We start from the raw sequence: 24,527 nt of genomic DNA, 5'->3' as shown, positions 1-24,527 counted from the left end.
ATTTTTCAACAATCCATTTCCTCTCCCTCGCGTACCTTATTATATATAATAGAGAATACTAAAATAACACAAAAAGAAAGCCTAAAACTTGCAGATATCAATTTATTATTGTATCTTTGCCAAAAATATCATTTAAACAATTAAACTAAACAAGTACAATTATGAAGGATCTTAAAGGAACAAAAACCGAGAAGAATCTGCAGGAAGCATTTGCAGGTGAGTCAATGGCACGCAACAAGTACAGTTACTGGGCATCAAAGGCCAAGAAGGACGGCTTTGTACAGATAGCCGCCATTTTCGAGGAGACAGCTAACAACGAGAAGGAGCACGCCAAGATGTGGTTCAAGCTTTTGGAAGGTGGTGCAATCAAGAGCACACCAGAGAATCTGGAAGCAGCTGCTGCTGGCGAGAACTATGAGTGGACCGACATGTATGCACGTATGGCCCAGGAAGCACGCGAGGAAGGATTCAACGAGATTGCCGCCAAATTCGAACTCGTAGCCAAAGTAGAGGCTGAGCACGAGGCACGCTACCGCAAACTGCTCGACAACGTTAAGAAGGAGCGTGTATTCTCTAAGGACAATGATGTTATCTGGCAGTGCAGCAACTGCGGCCACATTGTTATCGGCAAGAAGGCTCCACAGGTATGTCCTGTCTGCGATCATCCACAGGCTTACTTCCAGGTAAAAGCAGAGAACTATTAAAGATTAATTTTTCTAAGTACTTTGCAACAAAAAAGTACTTAGATTGCAATCGCTCTCTAAGTACTTTTCAAAAACAAGCCTGTTTAGGCAAGTATAATCTGAACAATGCGCTCTGCTGTTCGACCATCCCAACGGTCAGGCAGGGCGCATTTCTTCCAATCGCCGCTCACCATTTTCTTAACAGCTTCACTTAGTTTGTCTGCATCCTCACCAACCAGCACATTCGAACCTACATTCACCGTTTCCTGATGCTCGGTATAATTATTCAGAGTGATACAAGGTACACTATTAAAGGTAGCCTCTTCCGACACATTGCCCGAATCGGTAATAATACCAAGTGCATGAGCAGTTAACCAACCGAACTCCAAGTAGCTCAGAGGATCAACAATATCAATAGCCAAGCCCATACGTTCAACCACTTTACGGGCTTCGCCACGCAGAGGCGCAACAATTCGCATGCCATTAGCCGAAGCAACCATAGCCTTCAGCATCTTCTCCAAATTATCAACATCAGCAATCAGCGCTTTACGGTTCAGTGTAAATACCAGATACTGTTTCTCTTCAAGTGATGGGATCGAAGCAGGCTTCTTCATACGGTCGTAGTTATATCGCAAAGTATCCATTAGGATATTACCCACCATATAGGTCTGCGAACTCTCCGACTGCTCACGAGTAGCTATGCCTGTACTCTTCACACCAGCAGTGAACAGATAGTCAGACAAGGCATCTATCACCAAACGGTTGATCTCCTTAGGCATATTGATATTAAACGAACGTGTGCCAGCTACCAGATGCGCCAAGCGGATTCCACGTTTCTTGGTAACTATGGCAGCAGCCATAGTCGAGGCTAAGTCATCCACCACGATCACCACATCAATCTGATGCGCATCGAGGAAAGCATCAAAACGGGCCATGACCTGACTGGTAATCTCGTTCAGACTCGTTGAATCTACACCTAAGTAATATTGTGGACGTGGCATCTGCAAATCATCAAACAGCGATGCCTCAAGCGTTGGATCGTTCTCACTACCTGCATAAACCAACAAACATGTTGCTTCAGGATTTTTATTGATGGCTCTTACCAAAGGTGACACCTTAACGAAATTTGGGCGAGCACCCGCTATGATACATACAGTCTTTCCCATTTCTTTCTATTTTTGAGTGCAAAGATATAGAAAAAGTTTCTATTTACCAAGAAAAATGGCAAAAGGTTTGGATAAGTCCCAAAATAGTTGTATCTTTGCAGCAGAAACAGTGGGTCGTGCCTGATAGATCGGGATACTCTACATTAACAAAACAAATCGGGATCGTTTCCCTTGCCAATGGCGGGCCACGATTATCCTCCATGAGGAGAGCAGCAATGCCGGTGGATTACAACAGCAGGGAGCCCCCACATCGTGTGAAACAGGAGTTTTCACCAAATCATCGGCACGTACCCTTTTCTTTTTTATATTTAACATTAAAGATTAAACATTAAACATTATATTTTTTGATATGTTTTCTGGAATCATCGAAGAATTTGCTACCGTAACAGCTATCCGCAAGGATCGCGAAAATATCGATTTCACATTAAAGTGTTCGTTTGTCGACGAGTTAAAGATCGACCAGAGTGTTGCGCATAATGGCGTTTGCCTGACAGTTGTTGCCATTGAGAATGGCACCTACACGGTTACTGCCATGAAGGAAACACTCGACCGCACCAATCTGGGCTTGCTCAAAGTTGGTGATAAAGTAAACGTTGAGCGCTCTATGCTGATGAACGGCCGATTAGATGGTCATATCGTTCAGGGCCATGTAGATGAGACAGCACGCTGCATTGCTGTTGAGGACGCAGATGGCTCAACCTATTTCACATTCGAATATCCAGAGAACCGTGAGATGGCATTGAAAGGCTATTTCACTGTCGACAAAGGCAGTGTTACCGTTAATGGCGTAAGCCTCACGGTTTGCAATCCAACAGCAAGCACCTTCCAGGTAGCCATCATCCCCTACACTTTCGAGCACACTAACTTCTGCGACATCCGTGTAGGTTCGGTAGTCAACATCGAGTTTGACATTCTTGGCAAATATATCGCCAGACTACAGCAGATTTAATCCACCTTACAATAACAATTCTGATGGAGCGGAGACAAAAGTCTTCGCTCCATGTTGTATCAGGAAGTCACGATCACGGAATCCCCACAACACGGATATACAAGGTAGTCCTGAGTTCACAGCTGTTTGAACATCCACATCACTATCACCAACATAAACAGCCCCGTCTTTTTCAACACCAAGCTCTCGCAAAGCGGCAAATACCGTATCAGGAGCAGGTTTCTTACGGATTCCCTCAGCTTCATGTTCACCAATAGCCACCTCTATGGTATTCGGAAAGAAATGGTGACATAGCTCCACTGTTGCAGCCATCATCTTGTTGCTGACAACAGCCAATCGGCAACCACGATCTTTCAATTCTGACAATGTCTCAGGAATACCGGGATATGGTTGTGTTGTATCAAGCGAATGATGCATATAATGTTCGCGGAAAGTTGCAAACGTTGCCTCAAAATCAGGGTTTTCTGCTCCATGAGGAATAGCCCGCTCCATCAATTTCCGTACACCATTACCAACGAACCTACGAACATCATCAACCGAATGTTCTGGCATGCCATGTGTGCGGAGGGCATAATTACACGAAGCCGCTAAATCTGTTATTGTATCAAGTAAAGTACCGTCAAGATCAAATATATAAGTGTTATACATTGAAGATAAAATAATTTAAAATTTAAACATTAGCGCTTTGAACGCTGAATCATGGTTTTCACCTTATTATTATATTTATCTGCCTTCAGCAAATCCTCGATGGTAATATGCATACGATATTTCCAACGGTTATAAGGATCGCTGGGCACATTGATGCGCTCTTCACGAACATTCTTTGAGCGCAGTTCGCCATCCATAGCCAACCAGTCTTGCAACGACAACATACAGAGCATCGACGGACAATAGAGATGACGCCCGATAATCTCCTCAGCCAAATGGGCCGGTAACTGTTCGGGGGCTCGACCTTGTTTCTGCAACATCGACACATAGAAACGCTGGGTACGCTCAGGACTTTCGCTCCACCAAAGGCGCAAGGGCGACATATCATGCGTTGAAATTGTAGCAACAGAACGGTATGGATTGCCATCAAGATGAGCAAACTCATAACCACTCTGTTTGGGCATCGACTGGATTTCGAGCGACAGGATACGCAACTGATCAAGTACCGGCGCCACACAATCTGGCAACATGCCCAGATCCTCGCCACAGCATAGCATACGGGTAGAGCCAAACACATCGGTCAACTTACGGATAGCCTCAGCCCCCCAGAAAAAGTTATGACGCTGATAGTAATAATTATTGTAAAGTCGCATAAATGCGTCTTTTTCTTCAGCATTCAACGCCTCAAACACGGGCTCCCCTATTACACCGATTCGCGGATGATACATACCAGGCTGTTTTGGATCCTCCAGGAAGAGCACACTACTAACCAAGCGATAAAGCCCATCACGAATCCATAAACTATTTTCATCTGTACGTCCCTCAAAAGCCAGCTGCACTTTTTTCTGCGTGCAGTAATCCGACTTTAAATCATACAGACCATAACTCTTTGGTGTCAGGAAATGCTCACGAACATACGGCGCATGCATACCAAACAGTTTATCTAACACCCTATCGTTAATAAAAGGTCTGGTAAACAAGTCCTTACGGAAAGGCAAACCAAAGTATTCTATCTCACCCACCGTCATTGGCAACGAAGGCGAGAAATGCCCCAGCAATCCAAAGACTGCGTCGCCAGGTATCTCCCATATCCGGAAGAAACCCAGGATATGGTCGATTCGGATGGCATCGAAATACTGTTCCATCCACTTTAAACGTCTACGGAACCACTCTACAACACCAGTACCCCAATTGTAAGTTGGGAATCCCCAATTCTGTCCGTTGGGCGAGAACATATCTGGTGGTGCACCTGTTTGTGCATCAAGATGGAAATAATCCGGATGGTTAGCCGTTTCCACACTATCGCCATTTACACCGATAGGCACATCGCCTTTCAGGAAGATGCCCTTTGAACGGGCATAGTCAGCTGCGGCTTTCAACTGTAAGTGAAGATGGTATTGCGTAAAATAAATCACGCCCACAGACGAATCCAACCACTTGGCGTAAGGCCCCAACCAATCCTGGTTCTGAGCAAACCAAGCTTTGAATTCTTTGGACTCAAGCGTCTGTTGACCTTTCTCATCAAACAGTTCCTGGATATAGGCCCGCTTCACATGGTCTACCGCCTCATAATCACTAAAGCCGAGTGCGTTAAGTTCCTGGCGCTGACGATGATACGTATTCATCTTAATTTTATTCTTCAGCACACCAACAGCCTCAATGTCCAGATAATGAGGATGCAAAGCAAAAGCAGAAACGATATTATATGGATACGAATCGCTCCAGTTTTTCGAGCACGTAGTATCGTTAACCGGCAGTAATTGGATGGCCTTCATACCCGTTGCCGCACACCAATCAACCAATCGGTACAGATCGCCGAAATCGCCCACACCATACGACTGTTTACTACGAAGCGAGAATACCGGTATCACCACGCCTGCGGCTCGCCAGGTATGCTCTTTTACTCTCAGGTTCTCACCATAAGCCACCAGCACAGTACCATCAGGCACCATAGTCTGATCAGCAGGCAGTAAACCTGCAGTAGTGCGATTATCACCTTCCTCCCAAGCCAAGAGTGCATGGGTAGCGTCATCAATAATCACATATTTATATTCTATAGGTAGCAGCACAGCATCCACATTCACCGACAGCAGCCACTCGAATCTGCCAATTGACTCCATACGCAGATAACGAGCTACATTCCAGCTACCCAACGCCGGATGGCTTCCTAAAATAGCTACCGATTGCCCCTTCTGCAATTGAGGTGCCGACACCCTGAACAGGATTGTTTTACGATACAAAGGCACACGAAGCGGTTCAACCTGCTGGTCAACAGCTAGTCCCATCGTTGTATGATAAGCCAGACTATAAAGATGGTACTGCAGAGGTACATCGCGCCACAAATCAGCCATCACATAGTCTTTTGCCGAGTCGAAGTAATAGGTTCGAGGAATAGCATCCCACTCTTTTCTAAGCACATTACCATCAGTATCCTCTACCTGGTAAAAGTAAGAGAACGAGGCTATCGGATGTTTTCGCGATTCAAGCACGGTGGTTTCCAACTGCCACTCCATGCCGTCAGAGGTAGTCATCATCAACCGTTCCGTCTTTTTGGTCTGGTCGATGCTGAGATAGGTCAGCACCACATAGAGATTTTGTCCCCATTGAGTGCCATATTGTATAGAAAACTTAAGTTTCATAAGCTATATTTTAGGGCAAAGATACAAAAAAATGATAAATTAGCGATAATAGTGGAGAGATTTTTGTAACTTTGCAGCGTTTTTTCAAGGATATGAAGATGAATTGGATAAAAAAATCAAGCTATCTGGTTCCTATTATTATATGCGTATTAGGAATCTTAGGCATCGCATATTACTATTTTGTGGGGAGTTTTTCTAAACTCAGCGCCACCGAATACGTGTATATCGACGACAACGACAATCTTGATTCAGTATGTGTCAAGTTGGAGCCGATTGCATCCAATCATGGTCTTTCAGCTTTCAAAATGCTCGCTCGCCATGGTGGTTATATGGAGCATATACGTAGCGGTCGATACGCCATTACCCCCGACCAGAGCACGATAAAAGTATTCCGCAATCTGAAGAACGGACATCAAGAGCCTGTAAAGCTCACCATTCCCGAAAGTCGCACCATGGACAGACTGGCCGGCTATCTGTCACGCAAACTGATGATGGACAGCGTTGCTGTAGCCATCCTGCTCAGCGATTCATCGTTCTGCGCACAGCAGGGTTACGACACAGCCACTATCGCCTGCTTGTTCGTCCCCAACACCTACGAGGTATATTGGAATATCTCTATAGAGAATCTGATGAAACGCATGCAGAAGGAGAACGAGAATTTCTGGAATGTACAGCGCACCTTGAAGGCCGAGGCCCTGAAACTGAGCAAAAATGAGGTTTGCACATTAGCCAGCATCATCGACGAGGAGACAGCCAACAATGCCGAGAAGCCGATGATTGCAGGTATGTACCTGAACCGACTGAAGGCAGACATGCCACTTCAGGCCGACCCTACCATCAAGTTTGCCTTGAAAGATTTCGCCATCAAGCGTATCTACCACAACATGCTGCAATTCAACAGTCCTTATAACACCTATAAGAATACCGGTCTGCCTCCTGGTCCCATCAAGATTGCATCGGTGGCAGGTATCGACGCTGTACTGAATCGCACAGCCCACGATTATCTGTACATGTGCGCCAAGGAGGACTTCTCTGGTACACATAATTTTGCCAGAACCTATCAGGAACACCTGAAGAATGCGGCAAAATATTCACAAGCATTAAACGAAAAAGGAATAAAATAAAACAAGATATGGAAGAGATTATTAAGAACGAAAGCGAGGAGAAGAAGTCTGTCAGCTTCATTGAACAGAAAGTTATCAATGACCTGGCAGAGGGTAAGAACGGTGGCAGAATGCAGACCCGTTTCCCACCAGAGCCAAACGGCTACCTGCATATCGGACATGCCAAGGCTATAGCCATCGACTTCGGACTGGCCAAGAAATACGGCGGTCAGTGCAACCTGCGCTTCGACGACACCAACCCCATTAAGGAGGATACAGAATACATCGAGAGTATCGAGAACGATATCAAATGGCTCGGTTTCAAGTGGGCTAACGTCTACTATGCCAGCGACTATTTCCAGGAGCTCTGGGACTTTGCCGTATGGCTCATCCAGCAGGGACGCGCTTACGTTGATGAACAGAGTGCCGAGGTGATTGCCCAGCAGAAGGGAACCACCACAAGCCCTGGTACAAACAGTCCCTATCGCGACCGCCCCGTTGAGGAGAACCTGAAGTTGTTCGAGTTCATGAACAGCGGCAAGTGCGAGCCAGGCACACTGGTTCTGCGCGCCAAGATCGACATGGCTCACCCCAACATGCTGTTCCGCGATCCCCTTATCTATCGTGTACTCAATATTCCTCATATCCGTACAGGCAATAAGTGGAATGCTTACCCTATGTACGATTTCACTCACGGTCAGAGCGACTACCTCGAGGGTGTAACCCACTCTTGGTGCACACTCGAGTTTGTAGAGCATCGTCCCCTTTACGATCTGTTCGTTACCTGGATGAAGGAGTGGAAGGGTGAGACCGACAACATCGAGGACAACCGTCCACGTCAGACCGAGTTTAATAAGCTGAACCTCAACTACACACTGATGTCAAAGCGTAATCTGTTGGCATTGGTACAGAATAACATGGTAAGCGGTTGGGACGACCCCCGTATGCCAACTATCTGCGGATTCCGTCGCCGTGGTTACAGCCCTGAGAGTATCATCAAGTTCATCGATAAGATTGGCTACACCAAGATTGATGCCCTTAACGACATGGCCCTCTTGGAGAGTGCAGTTCGCGACGATCTGAACAGTCGTGCTATCCGTGTCAGCGCTGTTCTTGATCCTGTTAAGGTGGTTATCACCAACTACCCTGAGGACAAGATTGAACAGCTCACCGCTATCAACAACCCAGAGAACGAGGCCGATGGCACTCACACTGTTGAGTTTACCCGCGAACTCTGGATTGAGCGCGACGACTTTATGAAGGAAGCCGAGAAGAAGTTTATGCGATTGGCCCCTGGTAAGGAGGTTCGTCTGAAGAATGCCTACATTATTAAATGTAACGAGGATCATCCCTGCGATGAGGACGAGAATGGCAACGTAACTACCATTTACTGTACCTACGATCCAGACTCACGCAGCGGTATGCCTGGCTCTAACCGCAAGATTAAGGGCAAGACTCTCCACTGGGTAAGTTGCAAGCACGCTGTCGAAGCCGAGGTTCGTCTTTACGACCGTCTGTGGAAGGTAGAGAATCCTCGCGATGACATGGCTGCCATCCGCGAAGCCAAGAACTGCGATGCTGTTACAGCGATGAAGGAGATTATCAACCCTGACTCACTGCACATCATCAAGAAGTGCTATATTGAGCCATACGCTGCCGATATGAAGCCACTCACCTATCTGCAGTTCCAGCGTATTGGTTACTTTACACCTGATACAGATTCAACAGCCGAGAAGCCAATCTTCAATAAGACTGTTGGACTCAAGGACACTTGGAAAAAGTAATTTAAGAAGAAGTGCCAGAAGATTTAGATTATTTCGAAAGCGAGGATTTTAAAGAAATCCTACACCAATACGAGGAGTCAGTCAAGTCGGGCGAACGCATCTATATGGATGCCGACGACTTGACTGACATTGCCGATTATTACCACTACAACAACCGACTAGCCGAGGCCGAGGATGCCATTTCCTTAGCTATAGAATACAATCCTGAAGCCGTTGGTCCGATGCTCTACAGAGCCCGCGAAGCTTTGGAGAAGAAAGACTTCAAGACAGCCGAGCAATATGCCGATAAAGTAGAACCTTTAGATAGTATCGAGGGCATCTACCTACGTGCCGAGATACTTATCACGAAAGGAGAGTTGGACAGTGCCGACGAATTGCTGTCAGGATACATCAAAGACTTACCTGAGGATGAATATGCCGACTTTGTGAAAGGCGTTGTAGGTCTGTATCTTGATTACGACCAGTTTGCCAAGGCCTTCGAATGGATAGCCCGCACTACCAACAATGATTCGGTAGGATTCAAGGAACTGATGGCTCGCACGCTGTTCGGATTGGGCAAATACAAAGACAGCGAGCGACTCTTCAACGAGTTACTCGACAAAGACCCATACTCTGCCAATTATTGGAATGCATTGGCAGGCGTACAGTATATGAAAGAAGACTATTCGGGCGCTCTTACCAGTAGCGAATATGCCATTGCCATCGATCCCAACGACGCTAACGGTCTGCTCTCGAAAGCCAATACCCTGTATGCAATGGGTAACCACGACGAAGCTCTCAAATTCTTCCAGAAATATTCCGAGAAGGTACCCGACGACGAGTTCGGTTATTTGCATCAGGCCATTTGTCTGATCAACAAAGGCTTGTTTAAGGACGGACTTGAAAAGCTGAAAAAAGCAGTCAGCGTTTCCGCCATCGACTCTATTCACCTACCAGAGATCTATCAGGAGATGGCCTTTACCTATAACACCTTAGGACAGATGGAAAAAGCCCTATGGTGCATAGACATGACCGAAAAATTGGATTGCGACCATTTCCACATGGGTGTTATCAAGGGACATATTCTCTTAGCCAACCAGAAAGAGACAGAGGCAGAAGCTGCATTCGCAAAGGTATTACAAGATTCGGGTAACAATCCCAAAGTAAGACTTAGAATCATCATCTCTTATCACGACAACAAGTTTTTACATTTTGCCTACAATGCCTATTTGGATTTCTTCAAGACTGTTGGCGAGGACTATAAGGAAGGCTATGCCTATCTGGCCTTATGTTGCAACGAGCTGATGAAGAATGATGAATTCTTATACTACCTGAAGAAGGCCTGTGATTGCAATCCGGAGGAAGCCAGAGCCATTTTAGGCGAGTTTTTTCCTGCTCATATGGATCCAAAAGATTATTACCAGTACGCATTAGAACATACAGACGATTAATATGAATTTTATTACAAACATTCTCAACACGCTCGGTTGGTATCCAACCATTTTCTTTCTGATGTTATTAGAAAGCACAGTAGTGCCGGTACCGTCAGAGTTTGTAGTAACGCCTGCTGCTTACCATGCAGCCAGCGGCTCATTAAATGTATTCTTAGTCATCCTATTTGCCACACTGGGTGCCGACATAGGTGCCAGCATTAACTACTTTGTAGCCTTGTACGTTGGTCGTCCTGTCATCTACAAGTTTGCCAACAGCAAATGGGGTAAGATGTGTCTGCTTAATCAGGAGAAAGTTGAAAAAAGCGAGAAATACTTTGACGACCATGGCATTGCTGCGACACTTACCGGTCGTTTTGTTCCCGTCATCCGCCACCTGATTTCCATCCCTGCCGGCTTGGCACGTATGCATTACGGAAAATTCCTGCTGTTTACAACCATTGGCGCAGGTGGCTGGCACAGTGTACTGGCTCTTCTAGGCTGGTATCTGCATGCCATTGTACCCGAGGATCAGTTGAACGACAAGATTAGCGAATATGCCGAATATATCAAGTTCGCCATTCTGGGGCTGATTGTAGTGGCTATCGTTTATTTCGTCATCAAACGAAAACTTAATCATAAACAAGAAAAGTCAGCGTAATAAGCATTTTTTTGCTTTTTTATGCTTTCTTTTCTATTATTTTTCGTATTTTTGCGAAATATTATCAGCAAACAACGATTATGGCAAGAACAAACAACCATTTGGTCATCATGGCAGGCGGCGTTGGTAGCCGTTTCTGGCCCATGAGTACTACCGAGAACCCCAAGCAGTTCATCGACGTTCTCGGCGTTGGCAAAACATTACTACAGTTAACGGTAGAAAGATTCGGCAATCTGGTTAAGCCCGAGAACATCTGGGTGGTAACCAACCAGAGTTATCAGGAAATTGTAAAGAAACAGTTGCCTGATATGCCAGCAGGAAACATTCTATGCGAGCCTTGTCGCAGAAACACAGCACCATGTATTGCTTATGTTAGTTGGCGCATCAAGTCGAAAGACCCAAAGGCGAACATCATTGTAACCCCAAGCGATCACATTGTGACAGACAAGGCTGAATTTCTGCGTGTCATCAAGGAGTGCATGCAGTTCACCAGCGAGACCGACGCTATCGTTACCCTAGGCATGAAACCCAACCGCCCAGAAACAGGCTATGGCTACATCCAGGCCGACCTGAGTACCAGCTCACTCCGAAACAAAGAGATTTTCAGAGTCGACTCTTTCCGCGAGAAGCCCAATCTCGAAACGGCTCAGGAATATATCAAGAAGAACTATTATTTCTGGAATGCAGGTATCTTCATCTGGAATGTAAATACCATTGTAAATGCTTTCCGCATCTACCAGCCCTCAATGGCCAAGATATTCGAGTCGTTGTTACCTATTTATGGTACCGACAAGGAACAGGAAGAAATCAACCGTTTGTTCCCCGAATGCGAGAATATTTCTGTCGACTATGCCATCATGGAAAAAGCCGAAGAGATTTTCGTTTGTCCATCCGACTTCGGTTGGAGCGATCTGGGCACCTGGGGCTCACTTCATGAGCAAAGCAAGAAAGACCTCTATGGCAATGCCAGCATCGGTCCCGATGTAAACCTGATAGAGAGTCACAACTGTATTGTTCACACCATGCAAGAAAAGAAAGTGGTTATTCAAGGCCTCGATGGTTATATCGTAGCCGAAAACAACGACACACTGCTCATCTGCAAACTGTCGGAGGAACAGCGTATCAAACAATTCTCAGGAAATAATTAACAGAAACTATAATGGAAAAAAAAGTTGCTCTAATCACCGGTATTACCGGTCAGGACGGCTCATATCTGGCCGAGTTCCTTATTGAAAAAGGTTATGAGGTTCACGGTCTCATGCGTCGTTCATCTTCATTCAACACAGCCCGTATCGAACATCTTTATCTCGACGAGTGGGTTCGTGATATGAAAAAGGCTCGCCTTGTTAATCTCCACTGGGCAGATATGACCGATTCATCATCTCTGATCCGTGTCATCTCAAAGATTCGCCCAACCGAGATCTATAACCTCGCAGCCCAGAGTCATGTGAAGGTATCTTTTGACGTTCCCGAATACACAGCCGATACCGATGCTAACGGTGTGCTCCGCTTGCTGGAAGCCGTACGCATTGCAGGTTTGGCTGATACCTGCCGCATTTACCAGGCCTCTACATCAGAGCTCTACGGTAAGGTACAGGAAGTTCCACAGAGCGAGACTACCCCATTCTACCCCCGCTCTCCATATGCTGTAGCTAAACTCTACGGTTTCTGGATTATGAAGAACTATCGCGAATCATATAATATGTTCTGCTGTAATGGTATCCTCTTTAACCATGAGAGTGAGCGCCGTGGTGAGACTTTCGTTACCCGTAAGATCACATTGGCAGCCGCTCGTATCGCTCAGGGTTATCAGGACAAGCTTTATCTGGGTAACCTTAACTCACTGCGCGACTGGGGATATGCCAAGGATTACATCGAGTGCATGTGGCTCATCCTGCAGCAACCCGAGCCAGACGACTTCGTAATCGCCACTGGCGAATATCATACCGTTCGTGAGTTTGCTACCCTCGCCTTCAAGGAGGTTGGCATCGAGCTCGAATGGCGTGGCGACGGTGTTGATGAAAAAGGTTACGACAAGAAGACCGGCAAAGCACTGGTTGAGGTCGATCCTAAGTACTTCCGTCCTGCCGAGGTTGATCAGCTGTTAGGTAATCCTGCCAAGGCTAAGGCCAAGTTAGGTTGGAATCCACAGAAGACCTCGTTCGAGGATCTGGTAAAGATCATGGTTCAGCACGATATGAAGTTCGTTAAGAAACTCTTCTTAAAAGCTCACATGGACGATGCTCAGTAAAGAAAGTAAAATATATGTAGCGGGACACCACGGACTTGTGGGTTCCGCTATTTGGAATAATCTGCTTCAGCGAGGCTATACCAATCTGGTGGGCCGCACTCACAAAGAGCTCGACCTTACCGACCAGGTAGCCGTTAAGCAGTTCTTTGATGAAGAACGCCCTGATGCCGTTGTGCTGGCAGCAGCCTTTGTAGGTGGTATCATGGCCAACTCACTGTATCGCGCCGACTTCATCATGATGAACATGAAGATCCAGTGCAATGTCATTAGCGAAGCCTACGCTCATGGTGTCAAAAAGCTGCTCTTCTTAGGTTCAACTTGCATTTATCCTAAAAATGCGCCACAGCCTATGAAGGAGGATTGCCTGCTCACATCGCCATTGGAATATACCAACGAAGAGTATGCTATCGCCAAGATTGCAGGTCTGAAGATGTGCGAATCCTACAATCTGCAGTATGGCACCAACTATATCGCAGTAATGCCTACCAACCTCTATGGTCCTAACGACAACTTCCACCTGGAGAACAGTCATGTGATGCCAGCCATGATGCGTAAGGTTTACCTGGCCAAACTCATCCACGATAATGCATGGGATAAGATAGCCATCGACCTGAACAAGCGTCCGGTTGAAGGTGTCAACGGCGATGCTTCTCAGCAAGAAATCTTGGCAGTTCTGGCAAAATATGGTATTGAGAACAACAAGGTTACACTCTGGGGTACAGGCACACCACTTCGCGAGTTCCTTTGGAGTGAGGATATGGCCGATGCATCAGTACACGTACTGCTGAATGTAAACTTCAGTGACATTATCGGCATAGAGAAGTATTCTTCTGTTCACTATGGTGCCTCTACCGATGGTGCTGTCGATCGCAACCATTCTGCCGGTCGCGGTGGAGCTATCCCCAAGTTAGGTGAAATCCGCAACTGCCACATCAATGTGGGTACAGGTAAGGAACTCACAATACGCGAGCTTTCCGAATTGGTTGTAAAAGCTGTTGGATTCGAAGGAACTGTCGAGTTCGACACTACCAAGCCCGATGGCACCATGCGCAAATTGATTGACGTTTCAAAACTTCATTCTCTCGGTTGGACACACAAGGTAGAGATTGAAGATGGTGTCAAGAAACTATTCGAATGGTATCGTTCTAGTTTAGTTTAAAATAATTAACCCCCGCCGATTGGCGAGGGTTATTATTTATTACATATTCTTTTTCAAGGTTTCTTTCCAAGCCTCGTAAGCAGCACGATAAGCTGCACGGTTCTGAGCATCAGGCTCAATCACCTCCAACTTATCCAGCGAAGCGAAAGCCTCAGAAGCATTGGCATAGATGCCTGCACCTAAGCCAGCACCCTTAGCGGCACCTACCGAACCATCTGTATCATACAGTTCGATGGTAGCACCACTCACACCAGCCAGTGTATTACGGAACAATGGGCTCAAGAACATGTTTGCCTTACCTGCGTGAATCTTCTTAATATCCATACCCATCTGCTGCATAATCTCCATACCATAGCAGAATGAGAATACGATTCCCTCCTGAGCTGCACGAACCAAGTGAGCCTTGTTATGCTTATTGAAGTTCAGACCGTTGATTGAGCAACCTATTTCCTTGTTCTCCAATACACGCTCAGCACCGTTTCCAAATGGAATAACAGTTACACCCTCACTACCAATGGGCACACTGGCAGCCAGATCATTCATCTCGGCATAACCAATCTCGGGTGTGATATTACGATGAGTCCAGGCATTCAAGATACCAGTACCATTAATACACAGCAACACACCCAGACGAGTCTGATCAGCTGCATGATTCACATGTGCAAAAGTATTTACACGACTCTGCGGATCGTAGTTCACATCACCAAGCACACCATAAACCACACCCGATGTACCTGCTGTTGCAGCAATCTCACCAGGATTCAGAACATTCAACGAGAGAGCATTGTTAGGCTGGTCACCACCTCTATAAGTAATAGGTGTACCAGCTTTCAGTCCCATCTCGGCAGCAGCCTCAGCACTTACCACACTCTGCTCAGCAAAGGTTGGAACTATATCAGCAATCAGTGAGTGATCAAATCCATAGTAATCCATCAGGAAGTCAGCCACCTGATTATTCTTGAAATCCCAGAACATGCCCTCTGACAGACCGCTCACGGTGGTATTTGCCACCCCACTCAGTCGCATAGCGATATAATCACCAGGCAACATCACCTTGTATATTCTACTATAGAGTTCAGGTTCATTTTCTTTTACCCAAGCCAACTTAGCTGCAGTAAAGTTTCCGGGTGAATTCAGCAGATGACTCAGGCACTTGTCAGCACCAAGATCCTTGAAAGCCTTCTCGCCATAAGGTACCGCACGCGAGTCGCACCAGATGATAGCAGGACGCAAAGCTTTCAAATTCTTATCTACGCAAACCAAACCGTGCATCTGATACGAAATACCCACAGCCTTGATCTCCTCTGCTGTAGCACCACTCTCCTTCATAATCTTCTGCAGACTCAATTTGGTATTATCCCACCACATCTGTGGATCCTGCTCGGCCCATCCAGCCTTTACAGCCATAATAGGAGCCTCCTTTTCTGGATAAAATGCAGTTGCTACACACTTGCCGCTATCGGCGTTAACCAACGATGCCTTCACTGATGAGCTACCGACATCAAAACCTAATAGATATCTATTTGCCATAACAATTTAATAATGATTCTTTATTTATAGTACGTTTCAAATGCAAATTTCCCTAAATAATTTAATAAAAACGACTTTTTTCCATAAAAAAGTGATTTTTTTACGTATTTTTGAGTTCAATTTAATTTTTTTGTTTACCTTTGCACATAGAATGATTAAAAATTGCGTATTAATATAATTCATATATGAAGAAGAAAATACTAATACTTGACGACAAAGAGACCATTGCAAAGGTTCTCTCGATTTATCTGATGAGCGACTACGATGTACAGTGGTTGCCCGATGGTTTGCAGGGTGTAAAGTGGCTGCAGGCAGGCAACACCCCCGACCTCATCATCTCTGATATTCGTATGCCAGGAATGCGTGGCGATGACTTTTTGGAGTGGATCAAGCAGAACGAATTGTTCAAGCAGATTCCTGTCATCATGCTTTCCAGCGAAGACTCCACCAGTGAGCGCATCCGCCTGCTGGAGATTGGCGCCGAGGACTATATCGTCAAGCCCTTCAACCCCATGGAGCTTAAAATACGAGTAAAAAAGATTATTCCCTAAATAAATTATATGATAGGTGTTGTATATCTTGGCAGCAATCCCAAGACCGAGGAAAGATTAAGGTACATCCCCGGTCGATTGGTGCAGTACACAAGAAATTACAAGGATGCGGCCTCTGCGTGTTCTACGCATGTCCGCAATGAGCATTTTATTGTGTTTTACGAACAGGGCGAGCAAGAAGCCGATATTAACGCCATCAACTTTTTAAAGAAAAAAAATAAGCACATCTACATTATTCTGCTCACCAAGGAACTAACTACTGAGAACCGCTCCGTATATCAGAGAAGCGGTATCAACGATACCCTCGACAGCAATGCTTCTATCACGGAGCTCAATAAGAAAATTCAGTTTATTTCCGACCGTGAGAATATGCTGTTCGACGATCAGCAGCCAAAATACAGAATGTTACGATTCAAGATTCCTCTTTGGAAGAGAGTCTTCGATGTATTCTTCGCTTTGATAGTACTCATCCTCACCTCTCCCATCTTCATACTTACAGCCATTGCCATCCGTTTGGAGAGCAAAGGTCCGATTATCTTCAAGTCAAAACGTGTAGGTGCCAACTACACCATCTTCAATTTCTTGAAGTTCCGCTCTATGTACCAGGATGCCGAAGAGCGCCTGAAGGAAGTTGCCAAGGAAGCCGGTAACCAGTATGCAGAGATGAACAAAAAGGCCGAACAGCCATCAGTAACTAGTCTGAACATGGGAGCCGACATGATGATTGGTGACGATACCGACATGATGATTGCCGATGATGAGGTTATGTTGGTTGGCGATGACTTTGTGATTTCCGAGACCGACTATAGCAAGGAGAAGAAAGAAGAAATCGAGAACGCATTCGTTAAGATCGAGAACGATCCCCGCGTCACTAAAGTGGGAAGATTCATCCGTAAATTCAGCATCGACGAGCTACCTCAGCTCTTCAATATCCTCAAGGGCGACATGTCGGTTGTTGGTAACCGTCCACTCCCACTCTATGAGGCCGAGAAGCTCACCATCGATACCAGTATCGACCGCTTTATGGCCCCAGCTGGACTCACCGGTCTTTGGCAGGTTGAGGAGCGCGGCAAGGGTGGTATGATGTCAGCCGAGGAGCGCAAGCAACTCGATATCAAGTACGGCCAGACCTACAATTTCTGGTTAGATATGAAGATCCTGTTCCGTACTTTCTTTGCCTTCGTACAGAAGGAGAATGTATAACTAAATCCCTATCGAAATGAACAGATTCAGACGACTGATATTCATTTTTTCATTGGCAATAACCAGCTCTACAGCCCTCGCCCAGTTCAACGAGAGCGGTATTAGTGCAGGTTTCTTTGATTCCAGCAACGAAAAAGACATCAATTTTTCTGAATTTCACTTACCCCCATTGTCGGTCCTATTCGAAAATGCAAAAACCAGTCCGCAGATTCTATCATTAGAAAAAGCACGTCAGTTAGCAGAAGCTGAAGTTGCCAAGCAAAAACGACATATATTCTCTTATGTTACAGGCCATGCAAGCTATAGCTATGGCATAGGAGACGTTTGGGGAAACAACTCATCTGCTTATACTCAAACTATTTACCAATACCAAGGTACCCAACAGTCATATTGGAATATTGGTATTAACTTAGCCATACCTGTTGAAGACATTTTGGATTTGACAGCCGCCGTAAAACGCAAAAGGATTGAAGCTGAGCAAGCAAATATCCAAAAAGATATTGCATACGACCAATTGAAGCAACAGATTGGAGCACTTTTTGTAAAAATAACCAACAATTTGGTTACTCTGAAGACTCTAGGAGAATCTGCTGCAGCATATCAGGGTGCAGGTGCCCTTAACCGCGAGGATTTTCAAAATGGCAACATGGACATAAAAGAATATGCAGACACAAAAAGATACGAAAGTAGTCAAGTGCAGGGATACCAATCTCTACAAACCGAAATCATTACAGATATCATCACACTTGAAATATTAACTCATACTCCTATCATAACCAATTCTACAACTGAAATCACTTTAGATAAAAGCATCAACAAAACAGCGAAAGAACTTGCAAAAGAAAGTAAGGCAACGGAAAAGCGTATCAAAAAATTAGAGAAGGAAGATAAAGAAAAAGCAATAAGATTAGAAAAGCAATTAGCTAAGGCCGAGATCAAAGCAGCCAAAGCAGATATAAAAGCTGCAAAAGCCGAAGCAAAAGCTGCAAAAGCTGCAGCAAAAGCAGCAAAGAAAGCAAAATAAACAAACATATTTGCAACTATGGATCTATTTAGATATATTGTTAGATTTCTATACAAAATCAGATGGTACCTCATCATTCTACCAATGATTGCATTGGTGGTAGCATGGTTTTCTACTCGAGATTTGGAGCGCATCTACGATACCAACACCACCATTTATACCGGTATGATTACTGGTTATAATATCGAAGGAGGTACTGGTACAGCAGGTGGACAATCGCAAACAAACATGACGAACTTGATGTTATTGATTACGACAGATGCGACTATTCATGAAGTATCTTTGCGTCTGTTTGCTCGGTGCATGATGTACGGCAATCCTAACAAAGATAACAACTACATATCAGCAGAACATTTCCGCCAACTATACAATAATGTACCAGTTGAAGTCAAAGCACTCATCAATCATAATAGTGAGAATGCCACTTATGCGAACCTAAAGGCCTACGAACGCCCGTCAGCGGATAACTACGTATTTGGTATTACCAATTATCATCCCTATTTTGGCATTAATAGTATTACAAGCCGCCTGAAAGTTGTTCAACTACAGCGAAGTGACATCATTGACATAGGCTATACCGCGAACGACGCGGGCATAGCCTATAATACACTGGATATCTTGAATGAAGTATTCGCTCGTCAATATGCTTTATTACGTTACGGAGAAACCAATAATGTTATAAAATTTTTCGAACGTGAAGTAGCCCGTTTATATCGTATTCTAACAAATGCAGAAGACGATCTCATTCGATACAACATCGAGAAACGTATTATTAATTATAACGAGCAAACGAAAGAGTTGTCCTCACTAGACGCAAACCAAAAATTGTCTGATAACAAATTGATTATTGACAAAACAACGACTCGAGCATTGATGAACTATTTGGAGCGTCAATTGGGCGATCGCGCAAAAATCATTAAAGCCAATAGAGACTTCACAAATCAAGTTACAGATATCTCGCGAATTCAGTCACGAATTTCAAACCTTCGTCTTATGAATAGTGAAGGAGGGGCTAGCGGGATTGAAACTCAAAATGAGTTAGCTAAGGCACAGCGAATGCTTCAGGAAGCGTCTAACAATGTTAGAGGACTTGTAAAAGATATTGAAGCTGGAAACTATAATACTGAATCTGGAGTCAAAGCGAGTGACATGGTCGGCAAATGGCTAGATCAGGTTTTATTACTTGAGAAAGCCAAAGCACAAGAAACAGCACAAGACATAATGCGAGAAAAAATCGACAACGAAATACTTTACTATGCCCCCATAGGAGCGACAGTTGCAAGAAAAGATCGACACATTGCTTTCATTGAAGGCAACTATATGGAAATGCTGAAAGCCCTGAACGCAGCTCGCCTACGCCAAAAGAACCTGCAAATGTCAACGGCCACATTGCGTGTGCTCAATCCACCAATGTTCCCAATGAATGCCCAACCAACCAATCGTATGATGGTATTGTTAGGTGCTTTTATGTTAACATTCATGCTAACTGCCATGTATTTCTTTGTGATAGAGTTACTTGACCGCACACTTCGTGATCGCATGCGTTCCGAGCGAATCACAAAAATTCCTGTCATGGGCTGTTTCCCTAAAGAAAGCAATTTGCGTTATCGTCGATTCAACAAGACCATCGCAGATATGGCATTACGTCAGTTGAGTAAGGCACTTCTGCCCCATTTCGAAGAAGGTAAGCAAAATGTACTCAATCTGATATCAACCGATGCTGCAAATGGTAAGAGTTATATTGCCCAAGAGTTGGAGAATTATTGGATTTCGATAGGCCTTCAGGTACGTCGCATCACATACGACGAAGACTACTTGGCAGAAGATAGTCGTTTCATTATGGCTAAGGACATCAAAGATATCTGTCCAGATTTGCTCCCCAACGAAATCGCGATTGTCGAATACCCAAACCTGGACGACAATTCAATTCCTTCTGCATTGCTAAATATGGGAACAGTCAATTTGATGGTTACTCGTGCCAATCGTACATGGAAGGATGTAGATCAGAAAGCTCTTAAAGAATTGAATGATCGATTAGAGAACAAGAATTCTCTCTTCATGTACTTGACAGAATGCCAGCGATATGCTGTTGAAGAGTTTGTAGGTCAATTGCCGCCATATACAGGATTCAACAACTTCGTCTATAGAATGTCTCAAATGGGTCTGACTGCAGTTGAAAATAGTCATGCAAAATAATGGTAAACAAAGTTTATTCAAATAGAATATCCGAATACACCCATGAAAATGGAGGAAGAGTATTAATACTCTTTCTCCTGTTTGGGTTAGCTCTATATCAATTTTTAACAATCGGTTTATCGGCATTTGCTATAATTTGTGTAATTCCACTAACTATACCAGTAGTTTACATAGCTTTCAAAAAACAAATGGCTACATTTTGGCTATTAATCATCGTAAACTATTTTATACAGTTTTTGGGAAAAAACCGATGGCTTCCAAACGGAGTGCCCATGTCAATATACAACGAATTATTGGAAATATTAATAATTCTCACAATTCTAATTGACATAAGAAAAAATACATACTTTTCTCGGATACCCAGTTTAATGTTTTTGATGATATCAACTTGGTGTATTTTTTGCATATTACAAATCTTTAATAACACATGCGATTTAGGTCTTGATATTGGAGGCTGGTTTACTGGTGCTCGAATGATGGCTTTTCAACTCATGTATGCATTTCTTGTTTTTACTTTAGTATTATCCACCCCAGACAAAGTCATAAAATACCTCAAATTATGGGCATATCTCTGCTTATTTTCTGCATTTTGGACGTGGAAACAACAACATATAGGTTTTACACCTGCTGAGGATGCATGGCTTCAAACAACAGGTCGATCAACACATATCATTAATGGCGGTACATTAACCAGATACTTCTCCACATTCAACGACGCTGCATGCTATGGAATACACGCTGCAAGTGCAGCAATAGCATTTTTGGTAATAGGAATTACATCTAAAATTAAAAAAGACAAGTATTTTTACATCGTCACAGCAATTATAGTCATCTGGCAAATGTTTGCTTCAGGAACTCGAACTGCGACATTCTGTCTTATTGCAGGTTATCTTACATTTTTAGTTCTGTCAAAATCTGTTCGCATCTTAATACCATCAGCAATAATTGGTGGAATTCTATTTTTTATACTCATGTTCACAACCATTGGAAATGGTAATCAACAAATTCGCCGTATGCGATCTGGTTTTAACAAAAATGATGCTTCTGCAAATGTCCGAGACATAAATCAAACTGCGATAAAAAAATATTTAGCAGATGCACCATGGGGAATTGGGCTTGGTGCAAGTTTTGACAACGTACCAGCCAATAATAAATTTAATAAACTATCCAAGATTCCGCCCGATTCTGAATATGTTTTTATTTGGGTTCATACAGGCGTGATAGGAATCACTACATTTCTTATTACAACCACTATCATGTTCACAGGAGCATGCTGGATAGTTTTTTTTAGACTCAAAAACCGCTCTCTGATGGGGGTTGGAGCAGGATTGTGTGCAGCATTTGTCTCCATGCAATTAGGCGGCTACGCTAACCAAGTACTCATGCAGTTTCCAAATTGCTTAACATTCTATGGAGGCCTTGCAATGGTTTACATTCTTCCTTACATCGAAGCAGAATGGATAGAATTAGAAACAAAACGCTTTACAGAACAAGAAGAAAAAAAACGATTAAAAATAGAAAAGAAGAATGCCTCAAGAGTGTAAATTATCTATCATTACAATCAATTACAACGGTTTAAAAAATACCTGCGAATTGATTGATTCCATCCCCTTCAATAACGATTTGGAGGTGATAGTAGTAGATAATGCCTCTACCCAAGACGAAGCAAGCATCATCTCAGAACGATATCCTCAAGTTAAAGTCATTCGGAGTCAACAGAACTTAGGTTTTGCAGGTGGTAATAACTTAGGCATCCAAAAAGCGCAAGGAAACTACATTCTCCTGATTAACAACGACACCTATTTCAAGGAGTTCAATATAGATCCGCTCATCAATCGACTTGAGTCTTCAGATAGAATAGGTATTGTCTGTCCAAAGCTCCGTTTTGCATGGGGCAAGAATCCCATCCAGTATGCAGGTTACACCCCACTTTCTTCAATAACAGTCAGAAACCAAGCAATCGGTTTTGGTGAAGAAGATCATGGGCAATACGACACAGCCCACCCCACTCCCTACGCCCATGGCGCCGCCATGCTTATTAAGCGTGAAGCCATAGAGAAAGTAGGACTCATGCCCGAGTGTTTTTTCCTTTATTACGAAGAACTCGATTGGTCTATGATGTTTACCCGTACTGGATATCAGATATGGTACGATCCTGCCTGTACTGTTTACCACAAAGAAAGCCAGGCTACCGGTCAAAACAGCCCACTTCGTACCTATTATATTACCCGCAATCGGTTATTATTAGTCAAACGCAACTATCAAGGTATCAACAAATACCTGTCATATATATACCAGATTGGCCTCGTAGCCATTCGTGACATTATCAGATATACGCTCCAAGGCAGATACGACTTAGTCAAAGCTGTCTTTAGAGGAATTATCCATTTTCATTGTTCAACATTCAATTAAACGACATGGATTTCTGGATTATACTTTTCATCATAGATTGGGTACTATTTATCCCGACTGCAGGAACAGCTCTCTATCTCGGAGTTTTTTCTGTAGCTTCATTGTTTAATCGAAATACAGTCCAAACAAAGGCTAAAACACAGAACCGTTTTGCCGTCATCATTCCATCTTACAAGCAAGATAAAGTCATCGAGCAAGCCGTTGTATCAATCTTAAGTCAGGATTACCCACAACGTCTTTTCGACGTTGTAGTTGTGTCCGACCATCAATCAGAGATTACAAACATGCGGTTGGCACAGTACCCTATTACACTGCTAACACCAGATTTTGCAGAAAGCGCCAAAGCCAAGTCGCTGCAATATGCGATACTTAAATTGCCACAATTTAAGATTTACGATATTGCTTTAGTCTTAGATGCCGATAATATTGTAGAACAGGATTTCCTAACCAAAGTGAATGATGCCTACGAAACCGCAGCAACCAAAGCCATTCAGATGCATCGTATTTCCCGAAACAGAGATACTGCAGCAGCACGCATGGGCTCTATCTTTGAAGAAATCAATAATAACATTTTCCGTAAGGGGCACATCAATATGGGAATATCTGCAGCCTTAGCAGGTTCTGGTACTGCATACGATTTCACATGGTTTAAAACCAATGTGATGAAAACCCGTACATCGGGCGAAGATAAAGAATTGGAGGCACTACTTCTAAAGCAAGGCTACTTTATCGACTATTTCGACAATATACTGTTATATGGCGAAAAGAAAAGAACCACTACTACGATGAACGAACAGCATGGCCGCTGGACGATGCAACAAATTCAGAATCTGTTTCACAACATCAAATTCTTACCAGGAGCAATCCTACGTAAGCAATACGACTGGGCCGACAAATTAGTTCAGTGGATGTTAATGCCCCGTACCAGTATGATTGGTATCATGATGATTATGAGCCTAATACTCCCTTTCATTTATTTGTCAATAGCTATCAAATGGTGGATTGTCAGTTCTGCCGTTCTATTCTTCTTTGCATTAGCAACACCCGATTATCTGGTAGATGAGATGTGGGATCGCACCTTCCTACGTTCTCCATTTGTAACATTATGGGGAATCATCAGTACGAAATTTATAAACAAGAAGAAAATAACTAACTAATA

20 protein-coding genes are annotated in these 24,527 nt (G+C 44.0%); 16 read left to right on the top strand and 4 right to left on the bottom strand.

Annotated features, from left to right (window positions below; genetic code table 11):
- Positions 1-161 precede the first annotated feature (161 nt).
- A complete protein-coding gene (gene rbr, locus BLU97_RS14885; RefSeq protein ID WP_013063889.1) occupies positions 162-704 on the top strand; it encodes a rubrerythrin in 543 nt (180 codons plus the stop codon).
- A gap of 83 nt (positions 705-787) precedes the next feature.
- On the opposite strand, the gene BLU97_RS14880 is transcribed toward rbr, so the two are convergent.
- Positions 788-1,849, bottom strand: a complete 1,062-nt coding sequence (locus BLU97_RS14880) for a UDP-N-acetyl glucosamine 2-epimerase (RefSeq protein ID WP_074762249.1) — start codon at positions 1,847-1,849, stop codon at positions 788-790.
- Between the two features lie 349 nt (positions 1,850-2,198).
- Here BLU97_RS14880 and BLU97_RS14875 point away from each other — a divergent pair, with 349 nt between their 5' ends.
- Entirely contained in the window at positions 2,199-2,798 is a 600-nt protein-coding gene (locus BLU97_RS14875; protein WP_074762248.1) for a riboflavin synthase, read from the top strand.
- 6 nt (positions 2,799-2,804) lie between these two features.
- Here BLU97_RS14875 and BLU97_RS14870 read toward each other — a convergent pair whose 3' ends face one another.
- Both BLU97_RS14870 and BLU97_RS14865 read right to left on the bottom strand, forming a co-directional pair.
- Positions 2,805-3,446, bottom strand: a complete 642-nt coding sequence (locus tag BLU97_RS14870; protein WP_074762247.1) for an HAD family hydrolase — start codon at positions 3,444-3,446, stop codon at positions 2,805-2,807.
- A 29-nt stretch (positions 3,447-3,475) separates the two neighbouring features.
- On the bottom strand, positions 3,476-6,085 hold the full coding sequence (locus tag BLU97_RS14865; protein WP_074762246.1) for a 4-alpha-glucanotransferase: 2,610 nt from the start codon (positions 6,083-6,085) through the stop codon (positions 3,476-3,478).
- Between the two features lie 98 nt (positions 6,086-6,183).
- On the opposite strand from BLU97_RS14865, the gene mltG reads away from it, so the two are divergent.
- The 7 genes from mltG to BLU97_RS14830 all read left to right on the top strand — a co-directional run bounded on the left by mltG (position 6,184) and on the right by BLU97_RS14830 (position 14,452).
- Complete coding sequence (mltG, locus tag BLU97_RS14860) at positions 6,184-7,209, top strand: endolytic transglycosylase MltG (protein WP_074762326.1); 1,026 nt, start codon at positions 6,184-6,186, stop codon at positions 7,207-7,209.
- Between the two features lie 8 nt (positions 7,210-7,217).
- Positions 7,218-8,972: a glutamine--tRNA ligase/YqeY domain fusion protein gene (locus BLU97_RS14855; protein ID WP_074762245.1), complete on the top strand. Its 1,755-nt coding sequence runs from the start codon at positions 7,218-7,220 to the stop codon at positions 8,970-8,972.
- Between the two features lie 11 nt (positions 8,973-8,983).
- Positions 8,984-10,402 (top strand): tetratricopeptide repeat protein, encoded by a 1,419-nt coding sequence (locus BLU97_RS14850; RefSeq protein WP_074762244.1) that lies wholly within the window; start codon positions 8,984-8,986, stop codon positions 10,400-10,402.
- A gap of 1 nt (position 10,403) precedes the next feature.
- On the top strand, positions 10,404-11,042 hold the full coding sequence (locus tag BLU97_RS14845; RefSeq protein ID WP_074762243.1) for a DedA family protein: 639 nt from the start codon (positions 10,404-10,406) through the stop codon (positions 11,040-11,042).
- Positions 11,043-11,122: 80 nt separating this feature from the next.
- Positions 11,123-12,190, top strand: coding sequence for a mannose-1-phosphate guanylyltransferase (locus tag BLU97_RS14840; protein ID WP_074762242.1), 1,068 nt, complete (start codon positions 11,123-11,125; stop codon positions 12,188-12,190).
- 11 nt (positions 12,191-12,201) lie between these two features.
- Complete coding sequence (gene gmd / locus BLU97_RS14835) at positions 12,202-13,293, top strand: GDP-mannose 4,6-dehydratase (protein WP_074762241.1); 1,092 nt, start codon at positions 12,202-12,204, stop codon at positions 13,291-13,293.
- Positions 13,283-14,452, top strand: coding sequence for a GDP-L-fucose synthase family protein (locus tag BLU97_RS14830; protein WP_074762240.1), 1,170 nt, complete (start codon positions 13,283-13,285; stop codon positions 14,450-14,452). Before gmd ends, BLU97_RS14830 begins: the two co-directional genes overlap by 11 nt.
- A 39-nt stretch (positions 14,453-14,491) precedes the next feature.
- Here the strand turns inward: BLU97_RS14830 and BLU97_RS14825 are convergent, their stop codons facing one another.
- On the bottom strand, positions 14,492-15,982 hold the full coding sequence (locus BLU97_RS14825) for a xylulokinase (protein ID WP_074762239.1): 1,491 nt from the start codon (positions 15,980-15,982) through the stop codon (positions 14,492-14,494).
- A gap of 185 nt (positions 15,983-16,167) precedes the next feature.
- Between BLU97_RS14825 and BLU97_RS14820 the strand changes: the two genes are divergently transcribed.
- Genes BLU97_RS14820 through BLU97_RS14790 form a run of 7 tightly spaced genes read left to right on the top strand, consistent with a single transcriptional unit; the run spans position 16,168 to position 24,525 of the window.
- Complete coding sequence (locus BLU97_RS14820; RefSeq protein ID WP_013063705.1) at positions 16,168-16,533, top strand: response regulator transcription factor; 366 nt, start codon at positions 16,168-16,170, stop codon at positions 16,531-16,533.
- 9 nt (positions 16,534-16,542) lie between these two features.
- Entirely contained in the window at positions 16,543-17,736 is a 1,194-nt protein-coding gene (locus BLU97_RS14815; protein ID WP_074762238.1) for a sugar transferase, read from the top strand.
- Between the two features lie 16 nt (positions 17,737-17,752).
- A complete protein-coding gene (locus tag BLU97_RS14810) occupies positions 17,753-18,760 on the top strand; it encodes a TolC family protein (RefSeq protein ID WP_081353055.1) in 1,008 nt (335 codons plus the stop codon).
- 18 nt (positions 18,761-18,778) lie between these two features.
- The gene (locus BLU97_RS14805) at positions 18,779-20,956 is read left to right on the top strand and encodes a GumC family protein (protein WP_074762236.1); all 2,178 of its coding nucleotides are present in this window, start codon (positions 18,779-18,781) and stop codon (positions 20,954-20,956) included.
- On the top strand, positions 20,956-22,500 hold the full coding sequence (locus tag BLU97_RS14800; RefSeq protein ID WP_074762235.1) for an O-antigen ligase family protein: 1,545 nt from the start codon (positions 20,956-20,958) through the stop codon (positions 22,498-22,500). The genes BLU97_RS14805 and BLU97_RS14800 overlap by 1 nt, the downstream gene beginning before the upstream one ends.
- On the top strand, positions 22,484-23,368 hold the full coding sequence (locus tag BLU97_RS14795; protein WP_074762234.1) for a glycosyltransferase family 2 protein: 885 nt from the start codon (positions 22,484-22,486) through the stop codon (positions 23,366-23,368). The genes BLU97_RS14800 and BLU97_RS14795 overlap by 17 nt, the downstream gene beginning before the upstream one ends.
- Before the next feature lie 5 nt (positions 23,369-23,373).
- Entirely contained in the window at positions 23,374-24,525 is a 1,152-nt protein-coding gene (locus BLU97_RS14790) for a glycosyltransferase (RefSeq protein WP_074762233.1), read from the top strand.
- The last annotated feature ends 2 nt before the right edge of the window (positions 24,526-24,527 follow it).

The sequence above is a fragment of the Xylanibacter ruminicola genome, from assembly GCF_900107775.1.
GTDB classification, from domain to species: domain Bacteria; phylum Bacteroidota; class Bacteroidia; order Bacteroidales; family Bacteroidaceae; genus Prevotella; species Prevotella ruminicola_C.
The sequence above is the reverse complement of the archived record's forward strand: the minus strand, read 5'-3'. Positions and strand labels throughout refer to the sequence as shown.

Excerpts from the sequence above, each read along its gene's own strand:
- rbr (WP_013063889.1), top strand. The coding sequence starts at position 162 with ATGAAGGATCTTAAAGGAACAAAAACCGAGAAGAATCTGCAGGAAGCA.
- BLU97_RS14880 (WP_074762249.1), bottom strand. The coding sequence starts at position 1,849 with ATGGGAAAGACTGTATGTATCATAGCGGGTGCTCGCCCAAATTTCGTT.
- BLU97_RS14875 (WP_074762248.1), top strand. The coding sequence starts at position 2,199 with ATGTTTTCTGGAATCATCGAAGAATTTGCTACCGTAACAGCTATCCGC.
- BLU97_RS14870 (WP_074762247.1), bottom strand. The coding sequence starts at position 3,446 with ATGTATAACACTTATATATTTGATCTTGACGGTACTTTACTTGATACA.
- BLU97_RS14865 (WP_074762246.1), bottom strand. The coding sequence starts at position 6,085 with ATGAAACTTAAGTTTTCTATACAATATGGCACTCAATGGGGACAAAAT.
- mltG (WP_074762326.1), top strand. The coding sequence starts at position 6,184 with ATGAATTGGATAAAAAAATCAAGCTATCTGGTTCCTATTATTATATGC.
- BLU97_RS14855 (WP_074762245.1), top strand. The coding sequence starts at position 7,218 with ATGGAAGAGATTATTAAGAACGAAAGCGAGGAGAAGAAGTCTGTCAGC.
- BLU97_RS14845 (WP_074762243.1), top strand. The coding sequence starts at position 10,404 with ATGAATTTTATTACAAACATTCTCAACACGCTCGGTTGGTATCCAACC.
- BLU97_RS14840 (WP_074762242.1), top strand. The coding sequence starts at position 11,123 with ATGGCAAGAACAAACAACCATTTGGTCATCATGGCAGGCGGCGTTGGT.
- gmd (WP_074762241.1), top strand. The coding sequence starts at position 12,202 with ATGGAAAAAAAAGTTGCTCTAATCACCGGTATTACCGGTCAGGACGGC.
- BLU97_RS14830 (WP_074762240.1), top strand. The coding sequence starts at position 13,283 with ATGCTCAGTAAAGAAAGTAAAATATATGTAGCGGGACACCACGGACTT.
- BLU97_RS14825 (WP_074762239.1), bottom strand. The coding sequence starts at position 15,982 with ATGGCAAATAGATATCTATTAGGTTTTGATGTCGGTAGCTCATCAGTG.
- BLU97_RS14820 (WP_013063705.1), top strand. The coding sequence starts at position 16,168 with ATGAAGAAGAAAATACTAATACTTGACGACAAAGAGACCATTGCAAAG.
- BLU97_RS14815 (WP_074762238.1), top strand. The coding sequence starts at position 16,543 with ATGATAGGTGTTGTATATCTTGGCAGCAATCCCAAGACCGAGGAAAGA.
- BLU97_RS14810 (WP_081353055.1), top strand. The coding sequence starts at position 17,753 with ATGAACAGATTCAGACGACTGATATTCATTTTTTCATTGGCAATAACC.
- BLU97_RS14805 (WP_074762236.1), top strand. The coding sequence starts at position 18,779 with ATGGATCTATTTAGATATATTGTTAGATTTCTATACAAAATCAGATGG.
- BLU97_RS14800 (WP_074762235.1), top strand. The coding sequence starts at position 20,956 with ATGGTAAACAAAGTTTATTCAAATAGAATATCCGAATACACCCATGAA.
- BLU97_RS14795 (WP_074762234.1), top strand. The coding sequence starts at position 22,484 with ATGCCTCAAGAGTGTAAATTATCTATCATTACAATCAATTACAACGGT.
- BLU97_RS14790 (WP_074762233.1), top strand. The coding sequence starts at position 23,374 with ATGGATTTCTGGATTATACTTTTCATCATAGATTGGGTACTATTTATC.